The 23,887-nt window shown below is 68.3% G+C and carries 20 protein-coding genes and 1 tRNA gene; 11 read left to right on the forward strand and 10 right to left on the reverse strand.

Annotated elements, in window-relative coordinates:
- Positions 1-58: 58 nt before the first annotated feature.
- Positions 59-259 carry a hypothetical protein gene (locus AB1L88_RS10025; protein WP_367096515.1) on the forward strand — a complete coding sequence of 67 codons (201 nt, stop codon included), beginning with the start codon at positions 59-61 and terminating at the stop codon, positions 257-259.
- Between the two features lie 44 nt (positions 260-303).
- Here AB1L88_RS10025 and AB1L88_RS10030 read toward each other — a convergent pair whose 3' ends face one another.
- Positions 304-1,167: a hypothetical protein gene (locus AB1L88_RS10030; RefSeq protein WP_367096516.1), complete on the reverse strand. Its 864-nt coding sequence runs from the start codon at positions 1,165-1,167 to the stop codon at positions 304-306.
- A gap of 218 nt (positions 1,168-1,385) precedes the next feature.
- Here AB1L88_RS10030 and AB1L88_RS10035 point away from each other — a divergent pair, with 218 nt between their 5' ends.
- The gene (locus AB1L88_RS10035) at positions 1,386-2,522 is read left to right on the forward strand and encodes a S49 family peptidase (RefSeq protein WP_367096517.1); all 1,137 of its coding nucleotides are present in this window, start codon (positions 1,386-1,388) and stop codon (positions 2,520-2,522) included.
- Between the two features lie 2 nt (positions 2,523-2,524).
- A complete protein-coding gene (locus AB1L88_RS10040) occupies positions 2,525-3,562 on the forward strand; it encodes an NAD-dependent epimerase/dehydratase family protein (protein WP_367096518.1) in 1,038 nt (345 codons plus the stop codon).
- A gap of 8 nt (positions 3,563-3,570) precedes the next feature.
- Here AB1L88_RS10040 and AB1L88_RS10045 read toward each other — a convergent pair whose 3' ends face one another.
- Positions 3,571-4,659, reverse strand: coding sequence for a zinc-binding dehydrogenase (locus tag AB1L88_RS10045; protein ID WP_367096519.1), 1,089 nt, complete (start codon positions 4,657-4,659; stop codon positions 3,571-3,573).
- Positions 4,656-5,981, reverse strand: coding sequence for a DUF5690 family protein (locus AB1L88_RS10050; RefSeq protein ID WP_367096520.1), 1,326 nt, complete (start codon positions 5,979-5,981; stop codon positions 4,656-4,658). The genes AB1L88_RS10045 and AB1L88_RS10050 overlap by 4 nt, the downstream gene beginning before the upstream one ends.
- Before the next feature lie 148 nt (positions 5,982-6,129).
- Here AB1L88_RS10050 and AB1L88_RS10055 point away from each other — a divergent pair, with 148 nt between their 5' ends.
- The 5 genes from AB1L88_RS10055 (at position 6,130) to AB1L88_RS10075 (ending at position 12,993) form a co-directional block, all read left to right on the forward strand.
- On the forward strand, positions 6,130-6,714 hold the full coding sequence (locus tag AB1L88_RS10055; RefSeq protein WP_367096521.1) for a phosphonate degradation HD-domain oxygenase: 585 nt from the start codon (positions 6,130-6,132) through the stop codon (positions 6,712-6,714).
- Positions 6,711-7,871, forward strand: coding sequence for a TIGR03364 family FAD-dependent oxidoreductase (locus tag AB1L88_RS10060; protein ID WP_367096522.1), 1,161 nt, complete (start codon positions 6,711-6,713; stop codon positions 7,869-7,871). The genes AB1L88_RS10055 and AB1L88_RS10060 overlap by 4 nt, the downstream gene beginning before the upstream one ends.
- Positions 7,868-8,680 (forward strand): phosphonoacetaldehyde hydrolase, encoded by an 813-nt coding sequence (phnX, locus tag AB1L88_RS10065; protein ID WP_367096523.1) that lies wholly within the window; start codon positions 7,868-7,870, stop codon positions 8,678-8,680. The genes AB1L88_RS10060 and phnX overlap by 4 nt, the downstream gene beginning before the upstream one ends.
- Before the next feature lie 166 nt (positions 8,681-8,846).
- Positions 8,847-11,495 (forward strand): PSD1 and planctomycete cytochrome C domain-containing protein, encoded by a 2,649-nt coding sequence (locus AB1L88_RS10070; RefSeq protein WP_367096524.1) that lies wholly within the window; start codon positions 8,847-8,849, stop codon positions 11,493-11,495.
- 43 nt (positions 11,496-11,538) lie between these two features.
- The gene (locus tag AB1L88_RS10075; RefSeq protein WP_367096525.1) at positions 11,539-12,993 is read left to right on the forward strand and encodes a DUF1501 domain-containing protein; all 1,455 of its coding nucleotides are present in this window, start codon (positions 11,539-11,541) and stop codon (positions 12,991-12,993) included.
- Positions 12,994-13,313: 320 nt separating this feature from the next.
- On the opposite strand, the gene AB1L88_RS10080 is transcribed toward AB1L88_RS10075, so the two are convergent.
- The 3 genes from AB1L88_RS10080 to AB1L88_RS10090 form a co-directional block, all read right to left on the reverse strand.
- Positions 13,314-14,663, reverse strand: a complete 1,350-nt coding sequence (locus tag AB1L88_RS10080; protein WP_367096526.1) for a Gfo/Idh/MocA family oxidoreductase — start codon at positions 14,661-14,663, stop codon at positions 13,314-13,316.
- A gap of 638 nt (positions 14,664-15,301) precedes the next feature.
- Positions 15,302-15,388 (reverse strand) — tRNA-Ser (locus tag AB1L88_RS10085).
- A 77-nt stretch (positions 15,389-15,465) separates the two neighbouring features.
- The gene (locus AB1L88_RS10090; protein WP_367096527.1) at positions 15,466-16,701 is read right to left on the reverse strand and encodes a nucleotidyltransferase; all 1,236 of its coding nucleotides are present in this window, start codon (positions 16,699-16,701) and stop codon (positions 15,466-15,468) included.
- A 302-nt stretch (positions 16,702-17,003) separates the two neighbouring features.
- Here AB1L88_RS10090 and AB1L88_RS10095 point away from each other — a divergent pair, with 302 nt between their 5' ends.
- Together AB1L88_RS10095 and AB1L88_RS10100 are read left to right on the forward strand one after the other, a co-directional pair.
- Positions 17,004-18,182, forward strand: coding sequence for a site-2 protease family protein (locus tag AB1L88_RS10095; RefSeq protein WP_367096528.1), 1,179 nt, complete (start codon positions 17,004-17,006; stop codon positions 18,180-18,182).
- Positions 18,179-18,538, forward strand: coding sequence for an HNH endonuclease signature motif containing protein (locus tag AB1L88_RS10100; RefSeq protein WP_367096529.1), 360 nt, complete (start codon positions 18,179-18,181; stop codon positions 18,536-18,538). The genes AB1L88_RS10095 and AB1L88_RS10100 overlap by 4 nt, the downstream gene beginning before the upstream one ends.
- A 229-nt stretch (positions 18,539-18,767) precedes the next feature.
- On the opposite strand, the gene AB1L88_RS10105 is transcribed toward AB1L88_RS10100, so the two are convergent.
- The 4 genes from AB1L88_RS10105 to AB1L88_RS10120 all read right to left on the reverse strand — a co-directional run bounded on the left by AB1L88_RS10105 (position 18,768) and on the right by AB1L88_RS10120 (position 22,687).
- On the reverse strand, positions 18,768-19,892 hold the full coding sequence (locus tag AB1L88_RS10105) for a calcium/sodium antiporter (RefSeq protein WP_367096530.1): 1,125 nt from the start codon (positions 19,890-19,892) through the stop codon (positions 18,768-18,770).
- Positions 19,893-20,368: 476 nt separating this feature from the next.
- Positions 20,369-20,779, reverse strand: a complete 411-nt coding sequence (locus AB1L88_RS10110; protein WP_367096531.1) for a carboxypeptidase regulatory-like domain-containing protein — start codon at positions 20,777-20,779, stop codon at positions 20,369-20,371.
- 262 nt (positions 20,780-21,041) lie between these two features.
- Positions 21,042-21,404, reverse strand: coding sequence for a carboxypeptidase-like regulatory domain-containing protein (locus tag AB1L88_RS10115; protein ID WP_367096532.1), 363 nt, complete (start codon positions 21,402-21,404; stop codon positions 21,042-21,044).
- Between the two features lie 239 nt (positions 21,405-21,643).
- On the reverse strand, positions 21,644-22,687 hold the full coding sequence (locus tag AB1L88_RS10120) for a DUF1559 domain-containing protein (protein ID WP_367096533.1): 1,044 nt from the start codon (positions 22,685-22,687) through the stop codon (positions 21,644-21,646).
- Between the two features lie 660 nt (positions 22,688-23,347).
- On the opposite strand from AB1L88_RS10120, the gene AB1L88_RS10125 reads away from it, so the two are divergent.
- Complete coding sequence (locus AB1L88_RS10125) at positions 23,348-23,656, forward strand: putative quinol monooxygenase (RefSeq protein ID WP_152051488.1); 309 nt, start codon at positions 23,348-23,350, stop codon at positions 23,654-23,656.
- The last annotated feature ends 231 nt before the right edge of the window (positions 23,657-23,887 follow it).

Raw genomic sequence — 23,887 nt, forward strand, 5'->3', positions numbered from 1 at the left:
GGTCGATCGTTGACCGGCAACGGCCCACGATCGTTTCTTGTTTTGAGGAATGCTTGCCATGACCCATCGAACCGCATTCGGATGGTGCCTGACCCTGCTGGCCTCCCTGGCCTTGTGCGTCGGCTGCGAACAACAAGGGCCCGCCGAGCGGGCCGGCGAATCGATCGATAACGCCGCCGACGACATGCAGGATGCCCTCGACCCGCGCGGCCCGGCCGAGGAGGCCGGGGCGGCCGTCGACGACACGCTCAATAACTGATCGGATCGCCCTCCGATCAGTCGGCCGGCCGTCGGCCTGGTCGCTCAGCGGCCCAGTTCCCGTCGCAGGCGGCGGATCTGGTCCTGGGCGATCAGGCTGAACTTCGACCGCAAGATCGGGGCGCCATTGAACCAAGCGGTCGGCTCGGCAAACGCGAAGCGCAGCTCCACCAGGACGGTTTCCGGATCGTCCTTGAGCCGAGTCAGCTTGGCATAGCCGATGCCCCCGGAATACGGTTCGGGCGGCCCGGTCACCTCCGAGGTCCCCTGGCGATCGATGGTCCACCAGCGGTTCGGCCATCGGTCGTGGCCGTCGAACCCCCGATCGGTCCGGGACGCGACCACGACGGAATCACCCGATCGCGACGCCGCCACCCGCGCCGTCGACTCGACGCCGATCCGGTCGAGCAGCCTGCCTTCCGAATGGACGAACCGGGCCGAAGCCGAGCCTGAGTCTCCACCCTCCCCATCCTGATCCTCCAGGACCTGGGCCTCGAAGCGCATATTCCCCGCCTCGACCGGCTCGCTGTCCCCCTGCCCGAACAGGGTTTCCGGGTCGATCGCGTCGAGATCCACCCGGATCGCGAAGAAGAGATCGCCCGAGCGGATCATCGCCCCGTCCGCCGTTTCATCTTTCAGGGAAAGGAGAAACGGCGCGGTCACGGACGGCCGGAGCAATCCCTCCACCGCTCGATCCGACCCGGCGAGGTCCCGGAGCGCCTCCCGCTGCTCCTCGGCGGTCTGGCCGTCCGGGAACCTGGGCCCGTCGAGCCGGATCGTCCGGCCGCCGACGGCCAGACCCTCCTGCCGGACGGAATCATAAACCCCGTTCTCCTCGTGCGATGCGGCGATTCCGTCCGCTCCGCCGACCAGGACAACCCAACCGACGCCGACAATCATTCCGATCATGACGATTGCGAGCCTCTCGCTGCTCGGGTCCGCTTGCAAGTCCCATCCGTGTGCTACCGATAACTGCGATTGTACCGAACCGACCGAAGGAGCGGCGGCCCCTTCGCCCGATTCCGCCGCGGCCATTCCTCAATCGCCAGCAGGATGAGGGTGGTCGAAGGCCGGGCGAGGGCGGCCAGGATGCGCGACCACGAAGGGTTGAACAAAGGGGACTCCTGGTGTTGATCGGATTGCATCATCTGGGCCGGCGTCGGGTGCTGGGATGGGCCCTCGGGCTGATCATCCTGCCGGGATTGATCGGTTGCGGTCACATCCCGGTCGTCGGCCGGTTCGACACCGACTCGACCTTCCGGGGCCATGCCGACGTGGCCGCGACCGTCTCGGCACAGGTGCAGGGGCCGATCGAGGTGAAGATCCCGACCGTGACCGACCCCGGCCCGATGGCCGCCGTGCCGGTCCGATCGGGCAGAGCAGGGGGGGGAGCTGCCCGGGTTGCCCTGGTCGAGGTCGATGGCTTGCTCCTGAACCAGGCGCCGACCGGCCCGTATTCGGCCGGGGAGAACCCGGTCGCGGCCTTCCGGGAACGGCTCGACGCCATCGCGGCCGACCCGAGCATCCGGGCCGTCGTGGTGCGGATCAACAGCCCTGGCGGGTCGGTCACGGCCTGCGACATCATGGCCGAGGATCTCCGCCGCTTCCGCGAGCGTTCGGGCCTGCCTGTCATCTGCTGCCTGATGGATCTGGGCACGTCCGGCGCCTACTATCTGGCGGTGGGGGCCGACCGGATCGTCGCGCACCCGACCACCGTCACCGGCGGCATCGGGGCCCTCATCAATCGCTACAACCTCCAGGACGCGATGGCCCAGTTCAACATCCTCGCCGAGCCGATCACCTCCGGCGACCTGGTCGACATGGGGAACGTCGCCGAACCCCTGCCCGACGAGGCCGCCCGCCTGCTTCAAAGCATGGCCGACCGCTTCGCCGATCGGTTCGGCCGTCGCGTCCTGGAGCACCGGCCGACCCTCGACGACGACGCCCGCGACCTCCTGGCCGATGGCCGCGTCGTGCCGGCCGACGAGGCCCTGACGCTCGGGCTCGTCGATCGCCTCGGCTACCTCGACGACGCCATCGCCGAGGCCGAGGCCCGGGCCGGCATCCCCGAATTCGGGGCCGAGGTGGTCCTGTTGAAGCGGCCCGGCGACCCCGCCCGCTCCGTCTATTCGGTCACGCCGAACCGGCCGATCCAGGGAGAGCTGTTCCCGATCAGCTACCCCGGGCTCGACCGCGCCAAGCTGCCGACCTTCCTCTACATCTGGGCCCCCGACCCGACCTTGCTCTCGACCGGGGGCCCCTGACCGTGCCGGCGATCGCCCCGGAAAACTGGCCGGTCCTCGTCACCGGGGCCGGCGGCTTCGTCGGCGGCCACATCGCCCGGGCGCTGTCGCGGGCCGGGCACCCCGTGCGCGGCCTCGCCCGAAGGCCGCCGCCGATCGAGCCCTGCGACCCGCCGATCGACTGGCAGATCGGCGACCTGCTCGACCCCGCCACCCGCCAGGCCGCCGTCCGGGGGATGCGGGCCGTGATCCACGCCGCAGGATGGGTCAGCCTCGGGCCCGACGACGAGGATCGCGCCCGGCTCGTCAACGTCGAGGCGACTCGGGCCCTGCTCGCCGAGGCCGACGCCGCGGGGGTCGAGCGGTTCGTCTTCACCTCCACCCTGCACACGGTGGCCGCGGGGACTCCCGAAGAACCCGCCGACGAGCAGACCCCCTGGAACCTGCACGCCGTCGCATCTCCCTATTCTCGGACCAAGCGCGAGGCCGAGGCGATCGTCCTCCGAGGGTGCGGCGATCGGATGCAATGCCTGGCGATCTGCCCCGGCATGGTCATCGGCCCCCGGGACATCCGGCCGACCTCGACCGGCCTCCTGCTGATGATGGCCCGGACCCCGGTCGCCGTCATCCCCGGCGGCGGGATCCCGATCGTGGACGCCTCGGTCATCGCCCAGGCCCATCGCGCAGCCCTGTCGCACGGCGATCACGGTCGTCGCTACGCCGTGGTCGGGCCGTATCTGTCCTACACCGACATGGCCCGCCTCGTCTGCCGGATCACCGGTCGCCCCCGCCTCGTCCACCGCTTGCCCGACGCCGCCCACCGGCCCATGCGGTATTCCTACGCTGCCGGCGGATTGATCTCGCGCCGCTTGAGAGCCATCGGCTCCCCGGCCCTCGTCGCCGGGGCCTTCCTCCGCCTTCATGTCCGCGGCGACCTGGCCGACGACACCTTCGGCCTGTCCCACCCCGAGCCGGTCGTCACCATCCGATCCGCCCTGGCCGACGCCCACCAGTCCGGCCGCGCCCCCTGGCTCCGACTCCGTCCCGAACCGTCCCCGTAGGTCGGCGTTCACGATCCCGGCCGGATTCCCATGCGAGGCCGGTCCGGATCGGGCGGCGCATTCAAGGCCGCTTCCAGGCTCGACAGCGGCTGCCACTCCGAGACGAGTTCCCGGAACGGGAACGCCCCGGCCGAGGCGAGGAAGTCGAGCGCCCGGCCCAGGTGGTCCGGCCGGTAATTGTGCACGCCTCGGATCGTCAGGCAGCGGCGGACGATCTGCTCGGGGACGATCGCCACCGGCCTCGTCGGGCAGACCGCGCCGACCAGGACGAACACGCCGCCGATCCGGACGATCGGCAAGGCGGCCTCGATCGCCTCCGGCGCCCCGGTCAACTCGATCGCGACATCCACCCCCCGGCCCTCGGTCGCGGAGGAGACGACCTCGGCCATCGTCTCGGGCGTCGCCGTCCGCGACGCGCCGAACACCTCGGCGAGGTCGAGCCGTCGGGCGTCGGCATCGCAGCAGATCACCTCCCCGGCCCCGAGCGTCCGGGCCCAGGCGGCGGCGGTCAGGCCGAGCATCCCCGAGCCGAGGACCAGGACCCGGTTCCCCTCGATCGGCCCCGCCGCCTCCAAGGCCGCGGCGACCGTCGCCGTCGCGCAATTGGCAGGGCAGGCGACGGCGTCGGGCAGCTCCTCGGGAACGAGAAAAATGGCCGTCCCCGGCACGAGGACGCAGTGCCCGGCCAGTCCGCCGGTCAGTTCCAGCCCCGGGCGGATCGCCTCGTGACCGTACTTCACCATCCGCTCGCATTTCTGCGGTAGATCATGTCGACAGGAGAAGCACTCGCCGCAGCAGGCCACCACGCCCCAGGTCACGCGATCGCCCACCTTCAAGGGCCGACCGTCCGCATCCTGCCTCGGGGCCTCCGGGCCGAAGGCGGCGATGCGGCCGAGGATCTCATGGCCGAGGACCGTCGGCACCGGCACCGATCGTCGGCCGTGGTAGCTGTGCAGGTCGCTGCCGCAGAGGGTGCAGGCGACGACCTCGACCAGCATCGCGGCCCCGATCCGGTCGGGATCGGGCAGGGCGACCTCCCGGAATTCCAGGGGCACGCCCGGGCCGTGAAAGATCGCCGCCACCGAGGAACCCGTCACGCTGAATTCCCCCCGACCGCCTCGATCGACGCCACCTTCCGGGCGAAGAATCCCCAGCTCACCGCCAGGCTCACGCTGGTCAAGACGGCGACGATCCCGCAGGTGACGGCGAAAAAGGTCATGAACGACTCCCCGGTCGGCAAAAGCCCCCGGGCGATCATCAATCCCGCGTAGCCAAGGTATCCGGCCGAGTCGGCCACGTACATCAGGAATCCCAGGTTCCCCCGGTCCCTCGTCATGGCGATCAGGCGTTCGAACACCGTGGTATGGATGGCCACATACGGCAAGTAGAGGCCGGTGCCGATCAGGACCATGAACGCGAAGCCGCCGACCCAATGCTGCCGCAACGCCACCAGGGCGAGCAGCATCATCACCCCTCCGGAGAACGCCGTGGCGATCGAGGCGAAAAACGCCCGGCGATTGTCGAGGATCAGGACGCTCATGCCATTGGCCACCAGCACGAACAGCATGACCAGCAACTCCGAGTTCGCGAACGTCGCCGGCACCGCGTCCACCCCCAGCCCTCGCCAGAGTTCGGTCATGAAGTCGGCCCGGATGTTCCGCAGCACCGTGATGAGCAGGTACGCCAGCACGACGAGCAGCAGACCCGGCCCGTACTTGATGAGCAATGCCGCCCGGTCGTGCCGATCCATCGCCGATCGGTGACCCCGGCGTTCGACGTCGCGACGGTCGGGGGGCGGAATCCGCGTCAACATCCCCACGAACAGCAGCAACGGCGGCACGAACATCAGCCCCGCCATGCCCGGCATCCGGCGCTCGGACACCCCGAGACCGAGCAACCACGTCCCCACCGACTTCGCCACCCCGTCGGCCAGGATGAAGCTCCCGCAGAGGCCCGCCGCCAGCGCCTCGGTGCTGCGTCTCCCCTCGACGAACCCGAGCACCATGCCGAAGACCATCCCCAGCGCCAGGCCGTTGACGAACAGACACAACACATGAAGCGGCGACGGCACCACCGCGAACAGCAGCAGCGCCACCAGGGCCGACCCGTTCAGGACCAGGATGCCCGACGCCCTCCGGCTCGGCGGCAATTCCGCGATCACGCGGATGCCGACGATCTTCGAGATCGTGTAGCCGAACACCTGCGCCGTCACCAGCACCGTCTTCTCTTCGAGCCCCCAGATCGACCCCTCTCGGAACACGGCCGCCGTGAATGGCTTGCGAAAGGTATACATGCAGAAGTACGTCCCGAACGCCGCCACCAGCGACCAGAGCGCGATCATCGACATCGACCGGCCGGTTTCGGCCCCGGACTCCGGCTCCGCCTCGGCCTCGGCCGGTTGCCCCTCGGCGGTCGTCATGGAATAATCTCCTCCGCGAATCCGGCATCACGTCCCGATCGGCCTCGGCTGCCCGGGAACGCCCCGGGGTCCTCGACCGGCGGCCCGAATGTCGAACGCGTCTCCAGCCTAACGCACGCTCATGAAGATCGGATGGAGATCCGAGCCGATGGCGAACACACCGGCCGACGCGATTGCCACCATCCGCCGCCTCTTCCTCGATCGCGGCCACGCCGAATACGGCGGCGAGGCCGTCTCGCAGCTCCAGCACGCGCTCCAGGCCGCCGACCTCGCCCGGCGATCGGGGGCCGCCCCCGCGTTGATCGCCGCCGCCTTGCTCCACGACATCGGCCACCTGCTCCACGATCTCCCCGAAGACGCCACGCAGCAAGGCGTTGACGACCACCACGAAGGGCTTGCCGGTCGTTGGCTCTCCCGTCACTTCGGCGCCGAAGTCGTCGAACCCGTCCGTTTGCATGTCGCCGCCAAGCGCTTTCTCTGCGCCGTCGAACCGATGTACCGGGAACAGCTCAGCCCGCCCTCTCGGCTCAGCTTGCAGTTGCAAGGCGGGCCGATGGCGGCCGAGGAGGTCGAGCAGTTCCGCTCCTCCCCTCACCACGAGGCCGCCGTCTCCCTCCGCCGCTGGGACGACGAGGCAAAAGACCCCAACGCCGACGTCCCCGAGTTCGACACCTATCTCCCCCTCCTCGAAGCCGCCCTCGCCCCCGCCGACTCGCGCCGAGCCGATCCATGACCGCTGAATCGTTCGCGAAAGCTGAACCCCCTGAGACCATCGGCATCGTTGGCGCGGGCATCGTCGGCCTGGCGCATGCCTGGTCGGCGGCCCGTCGCGGCCATCGCGTGACCGTCTTCGAGCGTTCCCCGATCGCCTCCGGCGCCTCGGTCCGCAACTTCGGCATGGTCTGGCCCATCGGCCAGCCGAGCGGCGAGGCGTTTGCCATCGCTCTGCGAAGCCGCTCCTGCTGGCTCGAATTGCGTGATCAAAGTGAAATCTGGGTCAACCCCTGCGGCTCGATCCACCTGGCCCATCGCGAGGACGAATGGGCCGTCCTCCGGGAATTCAGCCGGATTGGCCCTGATTTTGGCTATTCCTGCGAACTTCTCTCGCGAGCCGAGGTCCTTGCCCGCTCGCCGGGAGCCAATCCCGATGGCCTGCTCGGCGGCCTGTTCAGCCCGATGGAGCTGTGCGTCGACCCCCGCGCCGTCATCCGCACGATGCCCGGCTGGCTGGCCGATCGCTTCGGCGTCTCCTTCCAGTTCCAGACCGCCATCACCCGGGTCGAGCCCGGCCGGGCCCGATCGGCCGACGGTCGCTCCTGGACGTTCGATCGTTTGATCGTCTGCGGCGGCTCCGATTTCGAGACGCTCTTTCCCGACGTTTTCCAGCATTCCGGCCTCCGACGCTGCAAGCTCCAGATGCTCAAGGCCGCTGCTCAGCCGGACGGCTGGACCCTCGGTCCCCACCTCGCCAGCGGCCTGACCCTGCGGCACTACGCCAACTTCGAGGTGACGGAGAGCCTCACCGCCTTGAAGCAACGCATCGCCACCGAGGCGCCCGAACTCGACCAGTTCGGCATCCACGTCATGGCCTCGCAGAACCAGGCCGGCGAGATCATCCTCGGCGACTCGCACGAGTACGACGATGCCATTGCCCCCTTCGACAAAGCCGTGATTGACGACCTGATGCTTCGCGAACTCCGCCAGGTCATCCAGCTCCCCGACTGGTCGATCACCGAGCGCTGGCACGGCATCTATGCCAAAAACGCCGCCGCCCCCGTGTTCGAGGCCGAGCCGATGCCCGGCGTCTCCATTCGCACGGGGACCGGCGGCTCGGGCATGACCATGTCCTTCGGCCTGGCCGAACACTCCTGGGAGACGACCCGATCATGACACCGTCTTCGCCCCCTCCCATCGGTGCCATCCTCTTCGACTGGGCCGGGACGACCATCGACCACGGCAGCCGCGCCCCCGTCGAGGTCTTCGTCGAGGTCTTTCGCCGGGCCGACGTCCCCATCACCACCGCCGAGGCCCGCGGGCCGATGGGCATGGCCAAGCGCGAGCACATCGCCAGCATCCTCGCCGTCCCCCGCGTGGCCGCGGCCTGGCACTCCCGATTCGGCCAACCCGCCACCGAAACCGATATCGACCGCCTCTATGCGGACTTCCTGCCCTTGCAACAGGAAGTCCTGGCGAGGCATTCCGACGTGATCCCGGGTGTCCCCGAGGTCGTCGCCGAGTGCCGCCGCCGAGGGATCCGGATCGGCTCCAGCACCGGCTACACCCGGGCCTTGATGGAGGTCGTCGCCCCGATCGCCCGCGCCCAGGGCTTCGACCCCGAGGTCATCCTCTGCGCCGACGACACTCCTCGGGGACGCCCCGCCCCCTGGATGATCTTCCGGGCCGCCGAAGCGCTCGACGTCTTCCCCATGTCCCGGGTCGTGGTCGTCGATGACACCGTGCCCGGCATCGAGGCCGGCCGCAACGCCGGCGCCTGGACCGTCGCCGTCACACGGACCGGCAACGCGCTGGGCCTCTCGCTCGAAGAACTCGCCCGGCTCGACCCGAGCGATCTCGCCTCTCGGCTCAACTCCGCCGAGGAGAACTTCCGCAAGGCTGGGGCGCACGCGGTCATTGAGTCCGTCGCCGACCTCCTCCCCGTGCTCGACACCTTCACGAGCGGCGATCCCAACCGCCCGTGATCTCCCCTCGGGCGAAGAAGGCAAGTTGCCTCTCCCCCTCTCTTTCGTTAAACTGCGGTTCAACAATTGGTCGAATTGCGTGCCAATCCGGCCGCCCGCGTTTCTGCTCTCGCCCTGAGGGGGTTGCCCGCCCATGACCCTCCGCCGACGATTCCGAGCCACCGGTGTGCTCCTCACCTGTCTGGTCCTCTGGCGCTCCGGAGCCGATTCGACGGCCAGGGCAGGGGGGGCCGATCCTCCGTCCGATCCCACCGCGATCAGCTTCGAGCGCGACGTGCGGCCGATCCTCAAGGAGCACTGCTTCCACTGCCACGGCGAGGAACCGAGGCTCAAGAGCGGGCTCGACCTCCGCTTCGTCCGGACGATGCTCGACGGCGGCCTGACCGGCGAGGCGATCGTCCCCGGCGACCGCGACGGCAGCTTCCTCTGGCACCGGATCGACGCCGACGAGATGCCCCCCGGCGACGCCAAGCTCTCGAGCGATCAGAAGGCCACCATCGCCGCCTGGATCGACGCCGGCGCCCCCATCCTCCGGCCCGAGCCCGATGAGATCCCGCCCCCCGGCGAGATGGTCCTCACCCAGGAAGACGCCGGCTTCTGGTCCTTCCAGCCGATCCGACGCCCCGAGGTCCCCAGGATCGATGGCGACGACGCCCCCCTCGTCCGCACCCCGATCGACGCCTTCCTCCTCGATCGCCTCCAGGCCGAAGGGCTGAGCTTCGGCCCCGAGGCCGACCGCGCCACCTTCATCCGCCGCGCCTCGATGGACCTGCTCGGGCTGCCGCCGACCCCCGAGGAGGTCGCCGCCTTCCTCGCCGACGACCAGCCTGATGCCGTCGAGCGCCTGATCGACCGGCTGCTCGAATCCCCCCACTACGGCGAGCGCTGGGCACGCCACTGGATGGACGTCGCCGGCTATGCCGACAGCGACGGATACACCCTGGCCGACCCCGTCCGCCCCTGGGCCTATCGCTACCGAGACTACCTGATCCGTGCCTTCAACGCCGATCGTCCCTGGGATGAACTCATCGTCGAGCAACTGGCCGGCGACGAACTCGTCGCGCCGCCTTACGAGCAGCTCGGCCCCGAGGACCTCGACCGCCTCATCGCCACCGGATTCCTCCGGATGGCCCCCGACGGCACCGCCGACCGCGAGGTCGACCCCGTCGTCGCCCGCAACGACGCCGTGGCCGAGACCATCAAGGTCGTCTCGACCGCCTTCCTCGGCCTGACCGTCGGCTGCGCCCAGTGCCATTCCCACCGCTACGACCCGATCTCGCACGAAGATTACTTCGCCTTCCGCGCCCTGTTCGAGCCGGCCCTCGACGTCTCCGACTGGAAGCTGCCCAACGCCCGCCTGATCTCCCTCTGGACCGACGCCGACCGCGAGCAGGCCAAACTCGCCGCCGAGGCCCTCGCCCAGGTGAATAAGGAACGCGCCGCGGCCATCAACGACCTCGTGAACCGCACCCTGGAGGAGGAGCTGGAGGCCGCCCCCGAGGAGCTTCGCCAGCCGCTCCGCGAGGCCCGCGACCTCAAGCCCTCCGACCGCTCCGAGGAACAGGTCGAGCTGCTGCGGACCTACCCCCGCGTGCTCGTGACTCCCGGCAATGTCAGCCTCTACGACGCCAAGGCGTACAACGAAATCACGGGCGAATTCGCCAAGCGCACCGCCGCCGTCGAGCCGAAGCGACCGCCCGACAACTATGTCCACGCCCTGACCGAGGTCCCCGGCAAGGTCCCCACCACCCACCTCTTCCTCCGAGGCGACCCGAACCAGCCGGCCGAGGCCGTCGACCCCGGCGAGCTGACGATCCTGACCGTCGCCACCGGGTCGCCCGACATCCCGATCGACGACCCGGACCTCCCGACCACCGGCCGACGCCTCGCCTATGCCCGGCACCTGACCGGCGGCGAGCACCCCCTGGTCGCCCGCGTTTTGGTCAACCGGGCCTGGATGCACCACTTCGGCCGCGGCCTCGTCGCGTCGACCGGCGACTTCGGGTTCCTCGGCGATCGACCCTCGCACCCCAAGCTGCTCGACTGGCTGGCCGACGACTTCATGCAAGAGGGCTGGACCCTCAAGCGCCTGCATCGGTTGATCATGACTTCGACCGCCTACCGCCAGGCCTCGACCCGACGCCCCGACCTCGACGCGATCGACCCCGAGAACGTCCTCCTCGGCCGTCAGAACGTCCGACGCCTGGAGGCCGAGACCGTCCGGGACGCCATCCTCGCCGCCGCCGGCACGCTCAACCCCGAACCGTTCGGCCCCCCCGTGCCCGTCGCCCCCGACGAGGCCGGGCGGATCATCGTCGGCAAGGACAACCGCGACTCCGCCGGCCGCCCCTCGAAGGCCGACCAGTCGCTCGGCGATGCCGCCCTTCGCCGAACCCTCTACGTCCAGATCCGTCGCACGATGCCCCTGGGCCTGACCGAGTCGTTCGACCCGCCCGACCTCTCCCCGAGCTGCCCCCAGCGCGACAGCTCGACGGTCGCCCCGCAATCCCTCATGCTCATGAACAATCCGTTCGTCCTGGAGCAGTCCGAGGCGATGGCCGACCGCGTGATCGCCTCGGCCGGCGACGCCCCGGAGGCTCGCGTCCGCCTCGCCTGGCAGCTCGCCTTCGCCCGATCGCCCGACGCCGAGCAGGTCGCCGGCGCGCTCGACTACCTCGACCGCCAGCGTGCCACCCTCGCCGATCAGCTCAAATCCGAAGACGACGCCGAAACCGAGGCCGACCCCGACCGCCTCGCCCTGGCGAGCTTCTGCCACGCCTTGCTCTGTTCCAACGGATTCCTCTACGTCGATTGATCTCGATCCGATCCAATCCGATCCGCTTTCCCGGAGAAGGCTCATGGCCGCTCATCGAGCCGTCGGCTGCTCGTCTCGCCGTCACTTCCTGGCCTCGCAAGGCGTCGGCATCGGCTCGCTCGCCCTGGCCTGGCTCGCGCACCAGGAGCGTGCCTCGGGTCGCCAGGAAGGCCCGAGCAAGCCGACGCTCGAGACCCCGACCTACGACCTCACCCCCAAGGCTCCCCCCGCCCCCCCTCGGGCGAAGAACATGGTCTGCCTGTTCATGCAGGGCGGGCCGAGTCATCACGACCTGTTCGACCCCAAGCCCGAGCTGGCCCGCCGCAACGGCCAGGCGTTCACCGGCGAGATCAAGTTCGACAACGCCGGCCAGGCCAGCTCCAAACTCCTCGCCTCCCCCTGGAAGTTCCACCCTCGCGGCGAATGCGGCATGGAGCTGAGCGAGCTGCTCCCCGGCCTCGGCGAGGTGGCCGACGACATCTCCTTGATCCGGTCGATGCACACCGGCGTCAACAACCACGGCCAGTCGATCTCCGCCATCCACACCGGCCGCATCCAGCGCGGTCGGCCGACGGTCGGCTCGTGGCTCTCCTACGCCCTCGGCACCGAGAACCAGAACTTGCCCGCCTACTGCGTCCTGACCGACCCCGGCGGACTGCCCGTCCTGGGGGTCGAGAACTGGTCGAACGGCTGGCTCCCCTCGCTCTACCAGGGCACGGCCATCCGCCCCCGAGAGCCCCGGATCGCCGACCTCGAACCCCCCGAGCACTACGAGGGCCGGGTCCAGCGCCAGTTCCTCGACTACCTCGGCACGATCAACCGCGACCACCTCTGCCAGTACCCCGGCGAGCACGACCTCGCCGCCCGGATCAGCAGCTACGAGCTGGCCGCCCGCATGCAAGGCGCCGCCGCCGAGGCCCTCGACATCTCCGAGGAATCGGCCGCCACGAAGCGTCTCTACGGCATCGACGACCCCGACTCCGCCGAATTCGGCACCCGATGCCTCATCGCCCGCCGCCTCATCGAGCGCGGGGTCCGCTTCGTCCAGGTCTGCACCGGCAACCAGGACTGGGACCACCACGGCAACATCACCGACCGCTTACCCCGCATGTGTCGCCGCGTCGATCGCCCCTCCGCCGCCCTCGTCCGCGACCTGAAGACCCGCGGCCTGCTCGACGAGACCGTCGTCTGGTGGGGCGGCGAGATGGGCCGCCTCCCCGTCGTCCAGAACGAGGCGAACGCCGGCCGCGACCACAACACTTACGGCTTCAGTGCCTGGATGGCCGGCGGCGGCATCAAGGGGGGTTACGTCCACGGCGCCACCGACGAGTTCGGCATCAAGGCCGTCGAATCCCCCGTCTCCCACGCCGACTACCACGCCACCCTCCTGCACCTCTTCGGCCTCGACCACTCCCGCCTCTCCTTCCCCCGACCCGGCGGCAGTGCCTCCCTCGTCGACGGCCAGGAGGCCCGCATCGTCACCGAACTGCTCGCCTGATCTCTGCCCCACTCCACCCTCCCCACCATCGCAACCGCCCCCGATCGCTCCCCGAGCCATGTGCTCCGGGCGCGATCGCAATCGCCACTCGTTTCATCATGTCAGAGATCGCCTCCTGGCCGTCCTGGCCCGTGAGACCACCGAAGGGGGGTGGCCTCACGCAAGTCCGATCATCGAGATGGTGCGTTCTTGCAGCGGGGGGAGGGATCCGAATTCCCGGAGACGTTCCCGCCTCAGCGGGCTCTCCGACCTGTCCTGTCCCGGGCGCCGGCGGACCGGGCGCGCCGCGTCGCCGGCCCAGGGCGTCGAGAGGTCTCGTTTCACATCCATCCCGCTCGGTAATCGCGGCAGAGCAGGGATTCGGCCTCGGGGGCGTTCTCGATGGCGAGCCGGGAGGCGTCCCATCGCAACGTCCGTCCGCTCCGATAGGCGACATTGCCCAGCAGGACGGCCTCGGTGACGCGCATCGAGTAGCCGAAGTGACACGACGGCTGGCCCTCGCCCCGGCAGGCGTCGATCCACTCCTGATGATGGCCGACCGAGGGGGGGATGCTGGGGTCCGGTCGGCGGAAATCGGCGAACCTCCCCTCGGGCAGGAGTTCGTGGCGCGGGTAGCTGACCAGGAGCCGGCCCTCGCTGCCGACGAACACGCCCCATGCCCAATCGGGTAGGCGATGCTCGGCGAGCTCGCCGCGCGGCTCGGGGCCGTGGGTCCAGGTCAGGGTGAACGGCGACCGATCCGGTCCGCGATCGAAGGTGTAGCGAACGTGCTGCCAGGCCGGTGACGACTCCGGATGCGAGGGCCTGGGACCCTCGGATTCGACGGTCGAAGGGGCCTCAAGCTCCATCGCCCAGAAGACCAGGTCCGTGTAATGGCAGCCCATGTTGCCGAGCATCCCGCCGCCGAAATCCCACCACTGATGCCACCGGGTGGGGATGTAGGACGGATGGTAGGGACGCTCCGGGGCCGGGCCGAGCCACAGGTCCCAGCGCAGATCGGGCGGGACGGGGGGCGTCTCGGCGGGCCGATCCGCGGCCGGCCAGCCGGAGCGCAGCCAGAGATAGCAGGCCGAAACTTCGCCGATCGCCCCGTGGCGGATCAATTCGACGATCCGGCGATAGTTCTCCGAGGAGTGCACCTGCGTGCCGAGCTGCGTGGCGACGCCCCGCTCGGCGGCGACCCGAGACATCGCGCGGGCCTCGGAGACCGAGTGTGCGCCCGGCTTCTCGCAATAGACGTGCTTGCCCCGACGCATGGCCATGAGGCTGGCCGGGGCGTGGTGGTGATTGGGCGTGCTGATGATGACCGCGTCGATCTCGCGGTCCAGCTCGTCGAGCATCGTGCGGTAGTCGTGGTGCTTGGCGGCGTCCTCGAACTCGTCGAAGGCGCGGGCGGCGCCCGGCTGGCGCGGGCCCTCGCGTCGGAGGTCCACATCGCACAGGGCCACGACGCGCGTGCCGGTGACGCGGCCGCCGGCGAATTCCTGCTCGTCCCGACCTGAGATGGAGGCCAGGTTGCGCCAGCCCCGGCCGCCGGCGCCGATGACGGCGACGTTCACGCGATCGTTGGCCCCCGCCACCCGCCCATACGAGCGGGCCGAGAGACCCGCGCCCATCGCCCCGCCCGTGGCCAGGATCACGCCGCCCCGGATGAAATCTCGCCGATGCATCGCTGGCTTGCTCCTCAGCATCTCCGCGTGAGTCCGAGGCCCTTCCGCGTGGTCCGGGTCGTGCGTCGACAAGCGGCCTTCGTGAGGCCGGCTGTTGGATTCGGCGAAGCCTTCTCAAAGACCGCCGGCGGCTGCGCGCCGCCGATGACACGGGCGAAGTCCCGGCCAGTCGCACATGCAACAGCTCGACCGGCCCGGTTCGCCCGGGATCAGGCACCACTGGCGGCTCTTGCCCACCACACTCGACCGCGCCGGAGGATTGACATCAAGCTAACAACGCCAGTCATCAATCGCTACACCGAAGTTCGGTTCGCCGTGTGCGGCGATCGATGTCCTCCACTGCTCCAGGATTTGCGATTCACCGGCCAGAACCCAGGTCGATCGCGCTGGACTCCCTCCTGGACTGGAGCCGGAACCCAGCCCTGGCCCCGAATCAATCGCCGCGATGGGGACCGATGGCCCGAACCGTGCCCACTATTTGCCCGCCGAGGGGGACGGATCGGGCGGATGGCGTCGGAATCGGACGACCCGACACAGATCAAAATAAATTCTTATAACACAACAATCATGGATCGCAGCTCTCCTGAATACTCAGGAGTTTGACGCTCCATGTCGGCCTCTGTCGCATCCTGTCCGAGCGGAGGGGGAGGGATTCGAACCCCCGGAGACGTTGCCGCCTCAGCGGTTTTCAAGACCGCCCCAATCGACCACTCTGGCACCCCTCCAGCAGGTTTGCCCCCGAACGGCGGGGCCGTGGGAGGGGGCAATCCTTATGGTAGCGACTCGAGGCAGGGCAGGGTAGTCAGAAGCAGAATTTGCCGCGGATGTCGCAGATGTCGAAGCCGTTGGCCGAGTCGCGGTAGATCTCGACCAGCGGGAGCGTGGCGGCGCTGCGCAGGGCGAAGCGGCCGTGGCGGTGATTAATCAGTTCCTTGAGCCGGGCCACGGACTCGGCGCGGTCGGCGGCGCCGGAAGACTCGAACAGGTCTCGGGGAGACGACGAGCGACGCACCAGGCGCTCGGCGATCAGGTGCATCCGGGTCGCGGCGGCCTGGGGGACGTACGCCCGGCGAAGGCACACGCGAGCCGCGTCGAGCAGCAGGTCGAAGCGGTCGGTCGGCACGGCCGGGTTCGCCTGGCCGACGCCCACCTCGCCGTTGCGGTACGAGACCCAGACGGTCAATCGGCCGGCGCAGATGCGGTGAAACCGCAGCTCCTCGATCAGGCGTTCCAGGTTCCGGACCAGCCAGGCGTACAGGACGATCGGGTCGGTCGCCGGCTCGCCGAAGCTCCCGCCGCGCGACAGGACACGCTGCACCGGCCGCTCCGGCTGGATCGGGTGGACCGCCTCGCCGTTGAGCTCCCACCAGAGCGACTCGCCCGAGGCCGTCAGCAGCCCCCGGACGAGCCGACGATCGGCCTCGGCCAGGTCGCGGCAGGTCCGGATGCCCCACGGCGCCAGCCGACGCTCGCGACGGCCGGCGATGCCGGTGATCTCCGTGACGGGCCGATCGGCCAGCAGGGCCCGCTCGGCCTCCTCGTCCAAGACCGCCAGGGCGCCGAACGGCTTGGCCGCGTCGGAAATCAGCTTGGCCAGGGTCCTCGACCGCGCGATGCCGACCGTCACCGGCACCCCCAATCGCTCCCAGATCGCATCGCGGATCGCCCCGGCCGTCTGCTGAAAGTCCTTGCCCCGCAACGGAATCGCTCGGAAGAAGAACTCGTCGATCGAGTAGTATTCGACCCGGTCCGAGAACTCCTGGGCCACCTCCAGCATTAGGCGGCTGAGGACCTCGTACCACCGGAAGTCGCGCTTCAGGTAGACCCCGGTCGGGCAGCGGTCGAGGGCGTCCCAGATGGGCATGCCCGTGCCGACGCCGCTGGCCTTCATCTCGTAACTCTTGGCGATGACGCACGCCCCCTGATTGCCCAGCACGCCGACCGGCTTGTCGCGCAGGAACTCGTCGCGCACGCGCTCGGCCGACACGTAGAAACAATCCGCGTCCAGGTGCCCCACCGCTCGCTCTGCCGTCATCATGAACGGAAGCATACTCTGCACAAACGGCCAGTCAACCCCGAAGCGAGGACGGCGGCGGGCGGTCCCATCGGCCGATCGACTTTGGCCCGCGGCGTGCTGTCTCTGCTTGCCCAAACGTGTACGCTATATCGAGATTCGCGAAGTCGACCGGCAGCCGTCTCGACGATCGGACGTGGCCCGATCGGCCGGCACGGCGTCCCGGGTCGGATTTCGCCACGCTCACGCCCCAGGGAACCCGATCGGATCGCGGCGCGACGGCCGCGTCGACGGACCGTCACCGCGTCGAAGGAGTTCGCATCCGCATGACCTGGTCCATCAAGCTCGGCAAGCTCGCCGGCATCCCGCTCTACGTGCACTGGACGTTCTTGATCCTGCTGGGGTTCATCGGCTGGCGGGCCTATACCATCAGCGATCAGGACATCGGGGCCGCCCTGGCGGCGGTCCTGATGGTCATCGCCGTCTTCGGCTGCGTCGTGCTGCACGAGCTGGGCCACGCCCTGATGGCCAGGCGCTTCGGCGTGCCGACGTCCGACATCACCTTGCTGCCGATCGGCGGCGTCGCCCGGCTCCAACGCATCCCCGAGAAACCCTCGCAAGAACTCCTCGTCGCCCTGGCCGGCCCGGCGGTCAACGTGGTGATCGCCGCCGTCTTGATCGGCGGCCTCTTGCTCTCGGGCAAGGGGCTGATGGCCATCTGGTCGACCGGCAACCTGTTCGACGCGGGCACCAACCCGTTCGGCACGCTCGCGTTCCTCAACCTCTTCCTCGTCGTGTTCAACATGATCCCCGCCTTCCCGATGGACGGCGGGCGGGTCCTGCGCGCCCTGCTGGCCATGAGCCTGCCCTACGCGCGGGCCACCCGGCTGGCGGCCACCATCGGCCAGTCGCTGGCCATCGCCTTCGGCTTCCTCGGACTGATCAGCAGCAACCCCTTCCTGCTGCTCATCGCCCTGTTCGTCTGGATCGGGGCCGAGGCCGAGGCCCGGCAGGTCGAGGAGCGGGTGAACATGAAAGGTGCCTTCGTCCGGGACGCCATGCTCACCGACTACCAGACCCTCTCGCCCGACGACTCGCTCGGCCATGCCGCCGAACTCTTGCTGGCCGGCTCGCAGCAGGACTTCCCCGTCGTCGAGGACGACGACCGCCATCGGCCGATCGGCGTCCTCACCCGATCCAGCCTGATGGACGGCCTCTCCAAAGCCGGGCGAGACGGCCGCGTGGCCGACTTCGCCCAGCCGACGCTCGGCACCATCGCGCTCGATTCCCCACTCGTCCCCGCGCTCGCCCGGCTCCGCGAGGGGGAAGGCCCCTGCCTCCAGGTCGTCGACGGGATGGGACGACCCATCGGCCTCCTGACGCTCGAAAACATCAGCGAGTACGTCATGGTCCGCACGGCGCTCCGGAACGCGACGCCGCAGCCCGCCCCGTCGGGCGCCTCCCGAGCCCCCGAGCACTGGGGAGGACCCGGGACCTCCTCATGAGCCTCGCCCGCACGTTCGACCAGGTCGCCCGCACCGACTCCACCTTCGAGCGGCGCGGCGACCTCTGGGTCGGCAAATGCCTGATCTGCAACGGGCCGATCGCCTTCGACGCCCGGACCGGCGAAGGGGCGACGCTCGAACACATCCGCGCCCGCAGCCGAGGGGGCACCGACGACCCCCGCAACCTCGCCCTCGTCCACGCCTCGTGCAACCACGAGAAAGGCCGACGCTGGGATCCCCGACGCCGACGCTCCGCGCCCGATTACGACACCTTCATCGATCGCCTGCTCCGGCGACGGCTCGATCGCTGGCGAGACGCCCCGCCCCCCGGCACGCCTCCTCCCCCCCGTCCCTGAGCAGCGCCGCCCGGCCGATCAGGCGTTGCGAATCCACTCCCGGGCCCGCGCCCTGGCGACCGCCCGGCGCTTCGCCGGATTCCGGCCCGCCGGGTCCCACCGCCATCGCCCCGGTCGGGCCGCCCTCCGCGACGCATGCTGCTCCCGGTCCGATCGAGGCGCGGTCGCCCGGGCCGGCTGCCGATCGGACGTCGCCCGCCAGGAGCACCCGGCGTCCCCGGCCCCCCGGTCACTTCCTCGATCGGATCGCGTGCGTCGTCCGGCCCGAGCGCACCGCCGACACCACCGACACCACCAGCGCCAGCGCCGTCAGCGGCAAGACGAACAGGAGCATCACCGTGCTGAACTCTTCCAGCAACGAATGCTCACCTTGCTTCAAATACAAGTATGCCAGGTAGGCGACGTAATACCCCAGGAACAGCAGGCCCTCGCGCCGGGCGATCCGGGCCCCGGTGAAGACCACCGGCAGGCAGGTCAGGGCGACGGCGATCATCACCGGGATGTCGAAATTCAGGGCCGCCCGAGACACCGGGACCCCCTCCGGCGTCGCCAGGCCCGCCAGGCCGAGCACGGCGAAGATGTTGAAGATATTGCTGCCCACCGCGTTGCCGAGCGCCATCTCGCGCTCGCCCTTCAACGCGGCGATGATCGACGTGGCCACTTCCGGCAACGACGTGCCGACGGCCACCACCGTCAGGCCGATCACCAGCTCGCTCACGCCCAGGCTCTTGGCAATCGCCGTCGCCGCCTGGACCAGGAGATCGGCCCCGACCACCAGGATCGACAGCCCGAGGACGATCAGGAAGAATTGCAAGGCGATCTGGCCCGGGCCCGCCGCCGGGCGATCCGGCACCTCTTCCAGTTCGGCCAGCGCCGCCCGCTCTCGGGCCGTCACCCGACGGCCGTGATAAATCGACGCGAATGTGTACAGCACGATCCCCGAGAAGAGGACCGCCCCGTCGGCCCGACTCAACCGCCCGTCGCGCCCCAGCAGCAGGATCGCCACCGAGGCCACGATCATCACCGGCACGTCCCACCCCACCAACCGCGACCGCACCACCAGCGGCGTGATCAAGGCCGAGAACCCCAGCACCAGCAGCACGTTCGCGATATTGCTGCCGACCACGTTCCCGACCCCCAGGTCGGCCATGCTCGGGTCGCCCGACCAGGCCGCGCGCAGCGTCACCGCCATTTCCGGCGCCCCGGTGCCGAAGGCCACCACCGTCAGGCCGATCACCAGGGGAGGCACCCCGACCGTCACGGCCAGCCGAGCCGCGCCCTGGACCAGAAACCTTGCGCCGAAAATTAAGCCCACCACCCCCAGCAAGAACTGACCGACGATGACCCCATTCACGCTGCGATCCTCCCCCGTTGATGGATTCCCTCTCGCAATCGCGGCCTCCCACGCTCCAGGAGATTCACGACCGGCCCCGGCCATCGCTCGGTCCTCGATGCACCGCACTCATCATGCCACCCTCAGGCGTCGGCCGTCCCCGCTCCCGCCCAGCCCTCCCGGCACACGCGAAGCAATCCCGCCCGATCCCCCGGCTCCAGCGTCACCACCCGACACCATGATCCCGGCCGATCGCCCCGGCCCTGATGGTCCTCCTCCGTCGCGGCGACATTCTCTCACGACCCCTCGAACGATACCAGGGACCGGCGATCGACTCCCGCCGATTCATCACTCCTTCACGCCTCCCCATCGTTCCGCGTCTCCGACTCCGGCTCGATTGCCCGGGCAAAGCCCGGCGCAAAAAGAACCCGATCGACGGCCAATGTGCCATCAATCGGGCCTGGTCCGGTTCGGTTGCGTTGCAAACGCCCGGCGAATCAGGGGGCGTCGGCCGGGGCCTCCTCAGCCGCCGGCTCCCCGTCCGAGGATTCCGGCCCGGCCGATTCCTCCGCGGCACCCGCCTCAGGCTCCTCGGCGGATTCGCCCGATTCCTCGGCCGTCGGCGGATCGAGCAGGGGGCCTTCCAGGTCGAAGTCGAACGTCCCGCCGCGGTCGGTGACCTCGACCGTCAGATCGGTCTGGCCGAAATCGCTGTACCTCACGGGCAGCCGTTCAAAGGCCTGCTCGAAACCGGGAGGGGTCGTCAGGGCGTCGCGAGCCCCAAGGCTCATGACTCGGCCTTCCGGGGTCGTATAGAGACTCACCCCGACCTTGTAGCTCCCCGGAGCGGTCCCCGGAGCCCCTTGATAGCGTAAGAAATAGGACCCCTCCTCATCGGTTTCGCTCACCGTGAGGGAACCCTTCTCGTCGGTCGGGAGGAAGGTGACGACAGCACCAGACAGCGGCTCGCCATCAAGGGAAACGACTCCCATGACAGGCACGAGTTGTTGGGGGCCGCTCGACGGAGCAGGAGAGTCGGTGCAACCAGCAGCAATCAAGACGATTGCACTCCAGTGAGCAAGGCGAATCTGGGCCCGTTCCAAAATGTCTTACTCCTTCGGATCAAGGACGCCGGCGCAAGACGGCTGCTTGCCCGGGACGGGTGGCGGGTTAGCGGCCCTTGGAGTCGAGTTCGAAGTCATAAGGCCCATTGCCTTCGGCGACTTCAATCGTGAAGGCGGTCTTGCTCAGGTCGGCGTAAGTGTCCGGGAGCGTCTGGGTCGTCGCGCCACTCAGACGCAGTTGTTCGGGATCGTCGAGCATCTCGGGAGGGATGTTTCCCATGTCCGGGGCCACCGTGGATTTGCTCAATGTCACCTTGTACGTACCCGGGCTCAGGCCGAATTTCCCGAGGTAACGCGCCCGATACTCCCCATCCGCATCGGTGATGCCCGTGCCGGGGGTCACATCAACATTACTTTGTTCGGGAACGAACGTCAGTTCGGCGTCGGCAAGGGGTTTGCCATCGAACATCACGGTCCCTTGAACCGGGGTCAGGGGCGGCCCGTCCCCTCCACAGCCCCAACAAAGGGCGGCAAGAACCAGACCCGGCGTCCATCGCCAGTATGCTCGCATTGCAGGTGAATTCCTCGAGTTCGACTCAACATGAAGCGGAACGAAATCGACGACGGGCTCGACCAATCTGACGACGCGATCTTGGGGCCGGCCCGTTCGTCATTCCGGTACAGATACGAGCTGTCGCGTGAAGTCGATCAGAACTGGTCGGCACTGATGACTTCACCACCCTGGATCGTCTGCAAGGACCACCAGGTAAACGCGTTGATCGTGTCCTTCACGAACCGAACGCTGCCATCACCCATGGTCATGTTCACGCCTCCCGGGTGCTGACTGCCGATCCGCCAGGCATAGCCAAGACCTCTCGGGTTGTTCACCGGCGGGTTGGCGGTGGGCCAGGGCGCATTCGGCAGCGAGTTGGGGGCATTTCCGCTGGTCGGCGGATAGACGGTCCCGTGACTCGACGTATGCGTCCCCGATCCCCAGAAAGGACCGTAGAATTCGCTCACCTTCTCCTGCCTCGACTCGCCGATCATCACGGTGTTGCTCAGGCCATCCTTGACGTCGGCGAACTTCACGGAGAGGTCGGTGAAGAACATCCCCTGACGGGCCTTCAGGTTCGAAGGGGCGTTCTGCGGGCAATTGTATTCGGTGAACTCCGAGGCCATCATGACGAAGTTGCTGCGGCGGCCATCCTGCATGTAATACGGCACCGAGTTGGTCACCGTCCGCCTCACCCCCTCGATGTCCGACGGGCATTGGTAGACCGAAACCAAGCTGCCGACCACGGTGGTATTGACCGACTGGTCACCGATCAGCGTGGTGTTCGGCGTCGATGCTTGCCATCCGATCGAGTTCGACGAGGCCTGGCTGAAATTGTAAGCATCGAAGAGCGCGGTCTGCTCGATCAGGCCGAGGATCATCGTGAAGCCGGTCGTGTTCAAGACCGCGCCCTGGGGCGCGTTCGCCGTCGCCGGATAGGGGACGTTCGAGCAGGCCGAAGAGTTGAGCTTCACCGGCGGCAGCGCCCCATGAATGCTCTCATAGTTGTGCATTGCCAGGCCAATCTGCTTCATGTTGTTGACGCATTGCGAACGCCGGGCGGCTTCGCGAGCGGCCTGCACGGCCGGCAGCAGCAGGGCGATCAGGACGCCGATGATGGCGATGACAACCAGCAACTCGATCAGGGTGAACCCGCCTCGATTGCTCGAACGGGGATCGCGGGTCTCGGAATTGCGCATTAGAGGATAGACTCCAGGAAATGAAAAAAGCGCGCGAGAATCACTGCCAAATCCGGGGAAACGTCCCGCCACACCCCAGTTACGGAAGGGGAGCGTGAATCGAGATGAACCCTCAGATCAGAGTGAACGCCTGCTAGAGGACTGAAAGCCCTAGCATTCGTGGATCGAACAAGGCACGCCGGGAGAGAAGCATGCCGAAAGGCGATGGCAAAACCAGTCGGATCACAAAGCATGGGTGCCTATGAACGGCTCGACCCGACTTTGTTGAATCTCCGCGTGGTGAAATACGGTGTGCTGGCCGGTTGTCCTCTCAATGGAAGGTCATACCAGAAAAAAAACAATCGACGGATCCGGATCTCTTGCGAATGGGAACTCAAATTCGAGAGTAGAAGCCCGGTTGAGAATTCGGACAATCCAATCGCTTGAGCGTGATTGAATTTCTCACGAGCCTGACGAACTGTCAACCATCATTTTTCACAATTGCGAGACCTGGCAGAGACATGGCGAGCAAAATCCGATTCATCAGCTCGAATTCTCAGGCTTTCGCCACACGTGCCCCGGTTCCAATGCGAATCAGTCGCACATCTGTCCCGATGACAGCGCAGCCCTGAAACGATAGACTCTGCTCTCACGACCAAATTCGACACAGGACGAGACCTCATGATCCACGTCATCGCCACCATCACCACCCACCCGGGACGACGCGCCGACCTGCTCACCGAGTTCGCCAAGATCCTCGAACCCGTCCGCGCCGAAGACGGTTGCATCGAATACGGCACCGCCGTCGACGCGAAGACCGACATCGCCGCGCAGATCCCCTTCCGCCCCGATGTCGTCACCGTCGTCGAGAAGTGGGAGAGCCTCGACCACCTCAAGGCCCACCTCGACGCCCCCCACATGCACACCTTCCGCGACCGCGTGAAAAACATCGTCACCGAGACCTCGCTGAGCATCCTCGAGTCCGCCTGACTCATCACGACTCCGGCCACCCCCCTCCCGACCGCGCAAACCTCCCATTCCCCCAGGGGCTCCGGGCTGTGGCCGGCCGCTCCGGCGCCCCCTCGGCCCCGGAGCGGCCGGCATCGGTCGGAGCGACCCAGGACCAGGACGAGCCTCCCGGTCCCGTCGCCCCCAGGTTCTCGGGTTCGCGCGGCGGGACTCGCCGGTTAAACTCGGCGAAGCACTGGGGCGTTGCGTCAC

It is taken from the genome of Tautonia sp. JC769 (genome assembly GCF_040717455.1).
Taxonomy (GTDB): Bacteria; Planctomycetota; Planctomycetia; order Isosphaerales; family Isosphaeraceae; genus Tautonia.

What these genes read in the sequence shown, in the direction of transcription:
- AB1L88_RS10025 (WP_367096515.1), top strand. Translation starts at nt 59, where the DNA reads ATGACCCATCGAACCGCATTCGGATGGTGCCTGACCCTGCTGGCCTCC.
- AB1L88_RS10030 (WP_367096516.1), bottom strand. Translation starts at nt 1,167, where the DNA reads ATGATCGGAATGATTGTCGGCGTCGGTTGGGTTGTCCTGGTCGGCGGA.
- AB1L88_RS10050 (WP_367096520.1), bottom strand. Translation starts at nt 5,981, where the DNA reads ATGACGACCGCCGAGGGGCAACCGGCCGAGGCCGAGGCGGAGCCGGAG.
- AB1L88_RS10055 (WP_367096521.1), top strand. Translation starts at nt 6,130, where the DNA reads ATGGCGAACACACCGGCCGACGCGATTGCCACCATCCGCCGCCTCTTC.
- AB1L88_RS10060 (WP_367096522.1), top strand. Translation starts at nt 6,711, where the DNA reads ATGACCGCTGAATCGTTCGCGAAAGCTGAACCCCCTGAGACCATCGGC.
- phnX (WP_367096523.1), top strand. Translation starts at nt 7,868, where the DNA reads ATGACACCGTCTTCGCCCCCTCCCATCGGTGCCATCCTCTTCGACTGG.
- AB1L88_RS10075 (WP_367096525.1), top strand. Translation starts at nt 11,539, where the DNA reads ATGGCCGCTCATCGAGCCGTCGGCTGCTCGTCTCGCCGTCACTTCCTG.
- AB1L88_RS10080 (WP_367096526.1), bottom strand. Translation starts at nt 14,663, where the DNA reads ATGCATCGGCGAGATTTCATCCGGGGCGGCGTGATCCTGGCCACGGGC.
- AB1L88_RS10090 (WP_367096527.1), bottom strand. Translation starts at nt 16,701, where the DNA reads ATGATGACGGCAGAGCGAGCGGTGGGGCACCTGGACGCGGATTGTTTC.
- AB1L88_RS10095 (WP_367096528.1), top strand. Translation starts at nt 17,004, where the DNA reads ATGACCTGGTCCATCAAGCTCGGCAAGCTCGCCGGCATCCCGCTCTAC.
- AB1L88_RS10100 (WP_367096529.1), top strand. Translation starts at nt 18,179, where the DNA reads ATGAGCCTCGCCCGCACGTTCGACCAGGTCGCCCGCACCGACTCCACC.
- AB1L88_RS10115 (WP_367096532.1), bottom strand. Translation starts at nt 21,404, where the DNA reads ATGTTCGATGGCAAACCCCTTGCCGACGCCGAACTGACGTTCGTTCCC.
- AB1L88_RS10120 (WP_367096533.1), bottom strand. Translation starts at nt 22,687, where the DNA reads ATGCGCAATTCCGAGACCCGCGATCCCCGTTCGAGCAATCGAGGCGGG.
- AB1L88_RS10125 (WP_152051488.1), top strand. Translation starts at nt 23,348, where the DNA reads ATGATCCACGTCATCGCCACCATCACCACCCACCCGGGACGACGCGCC.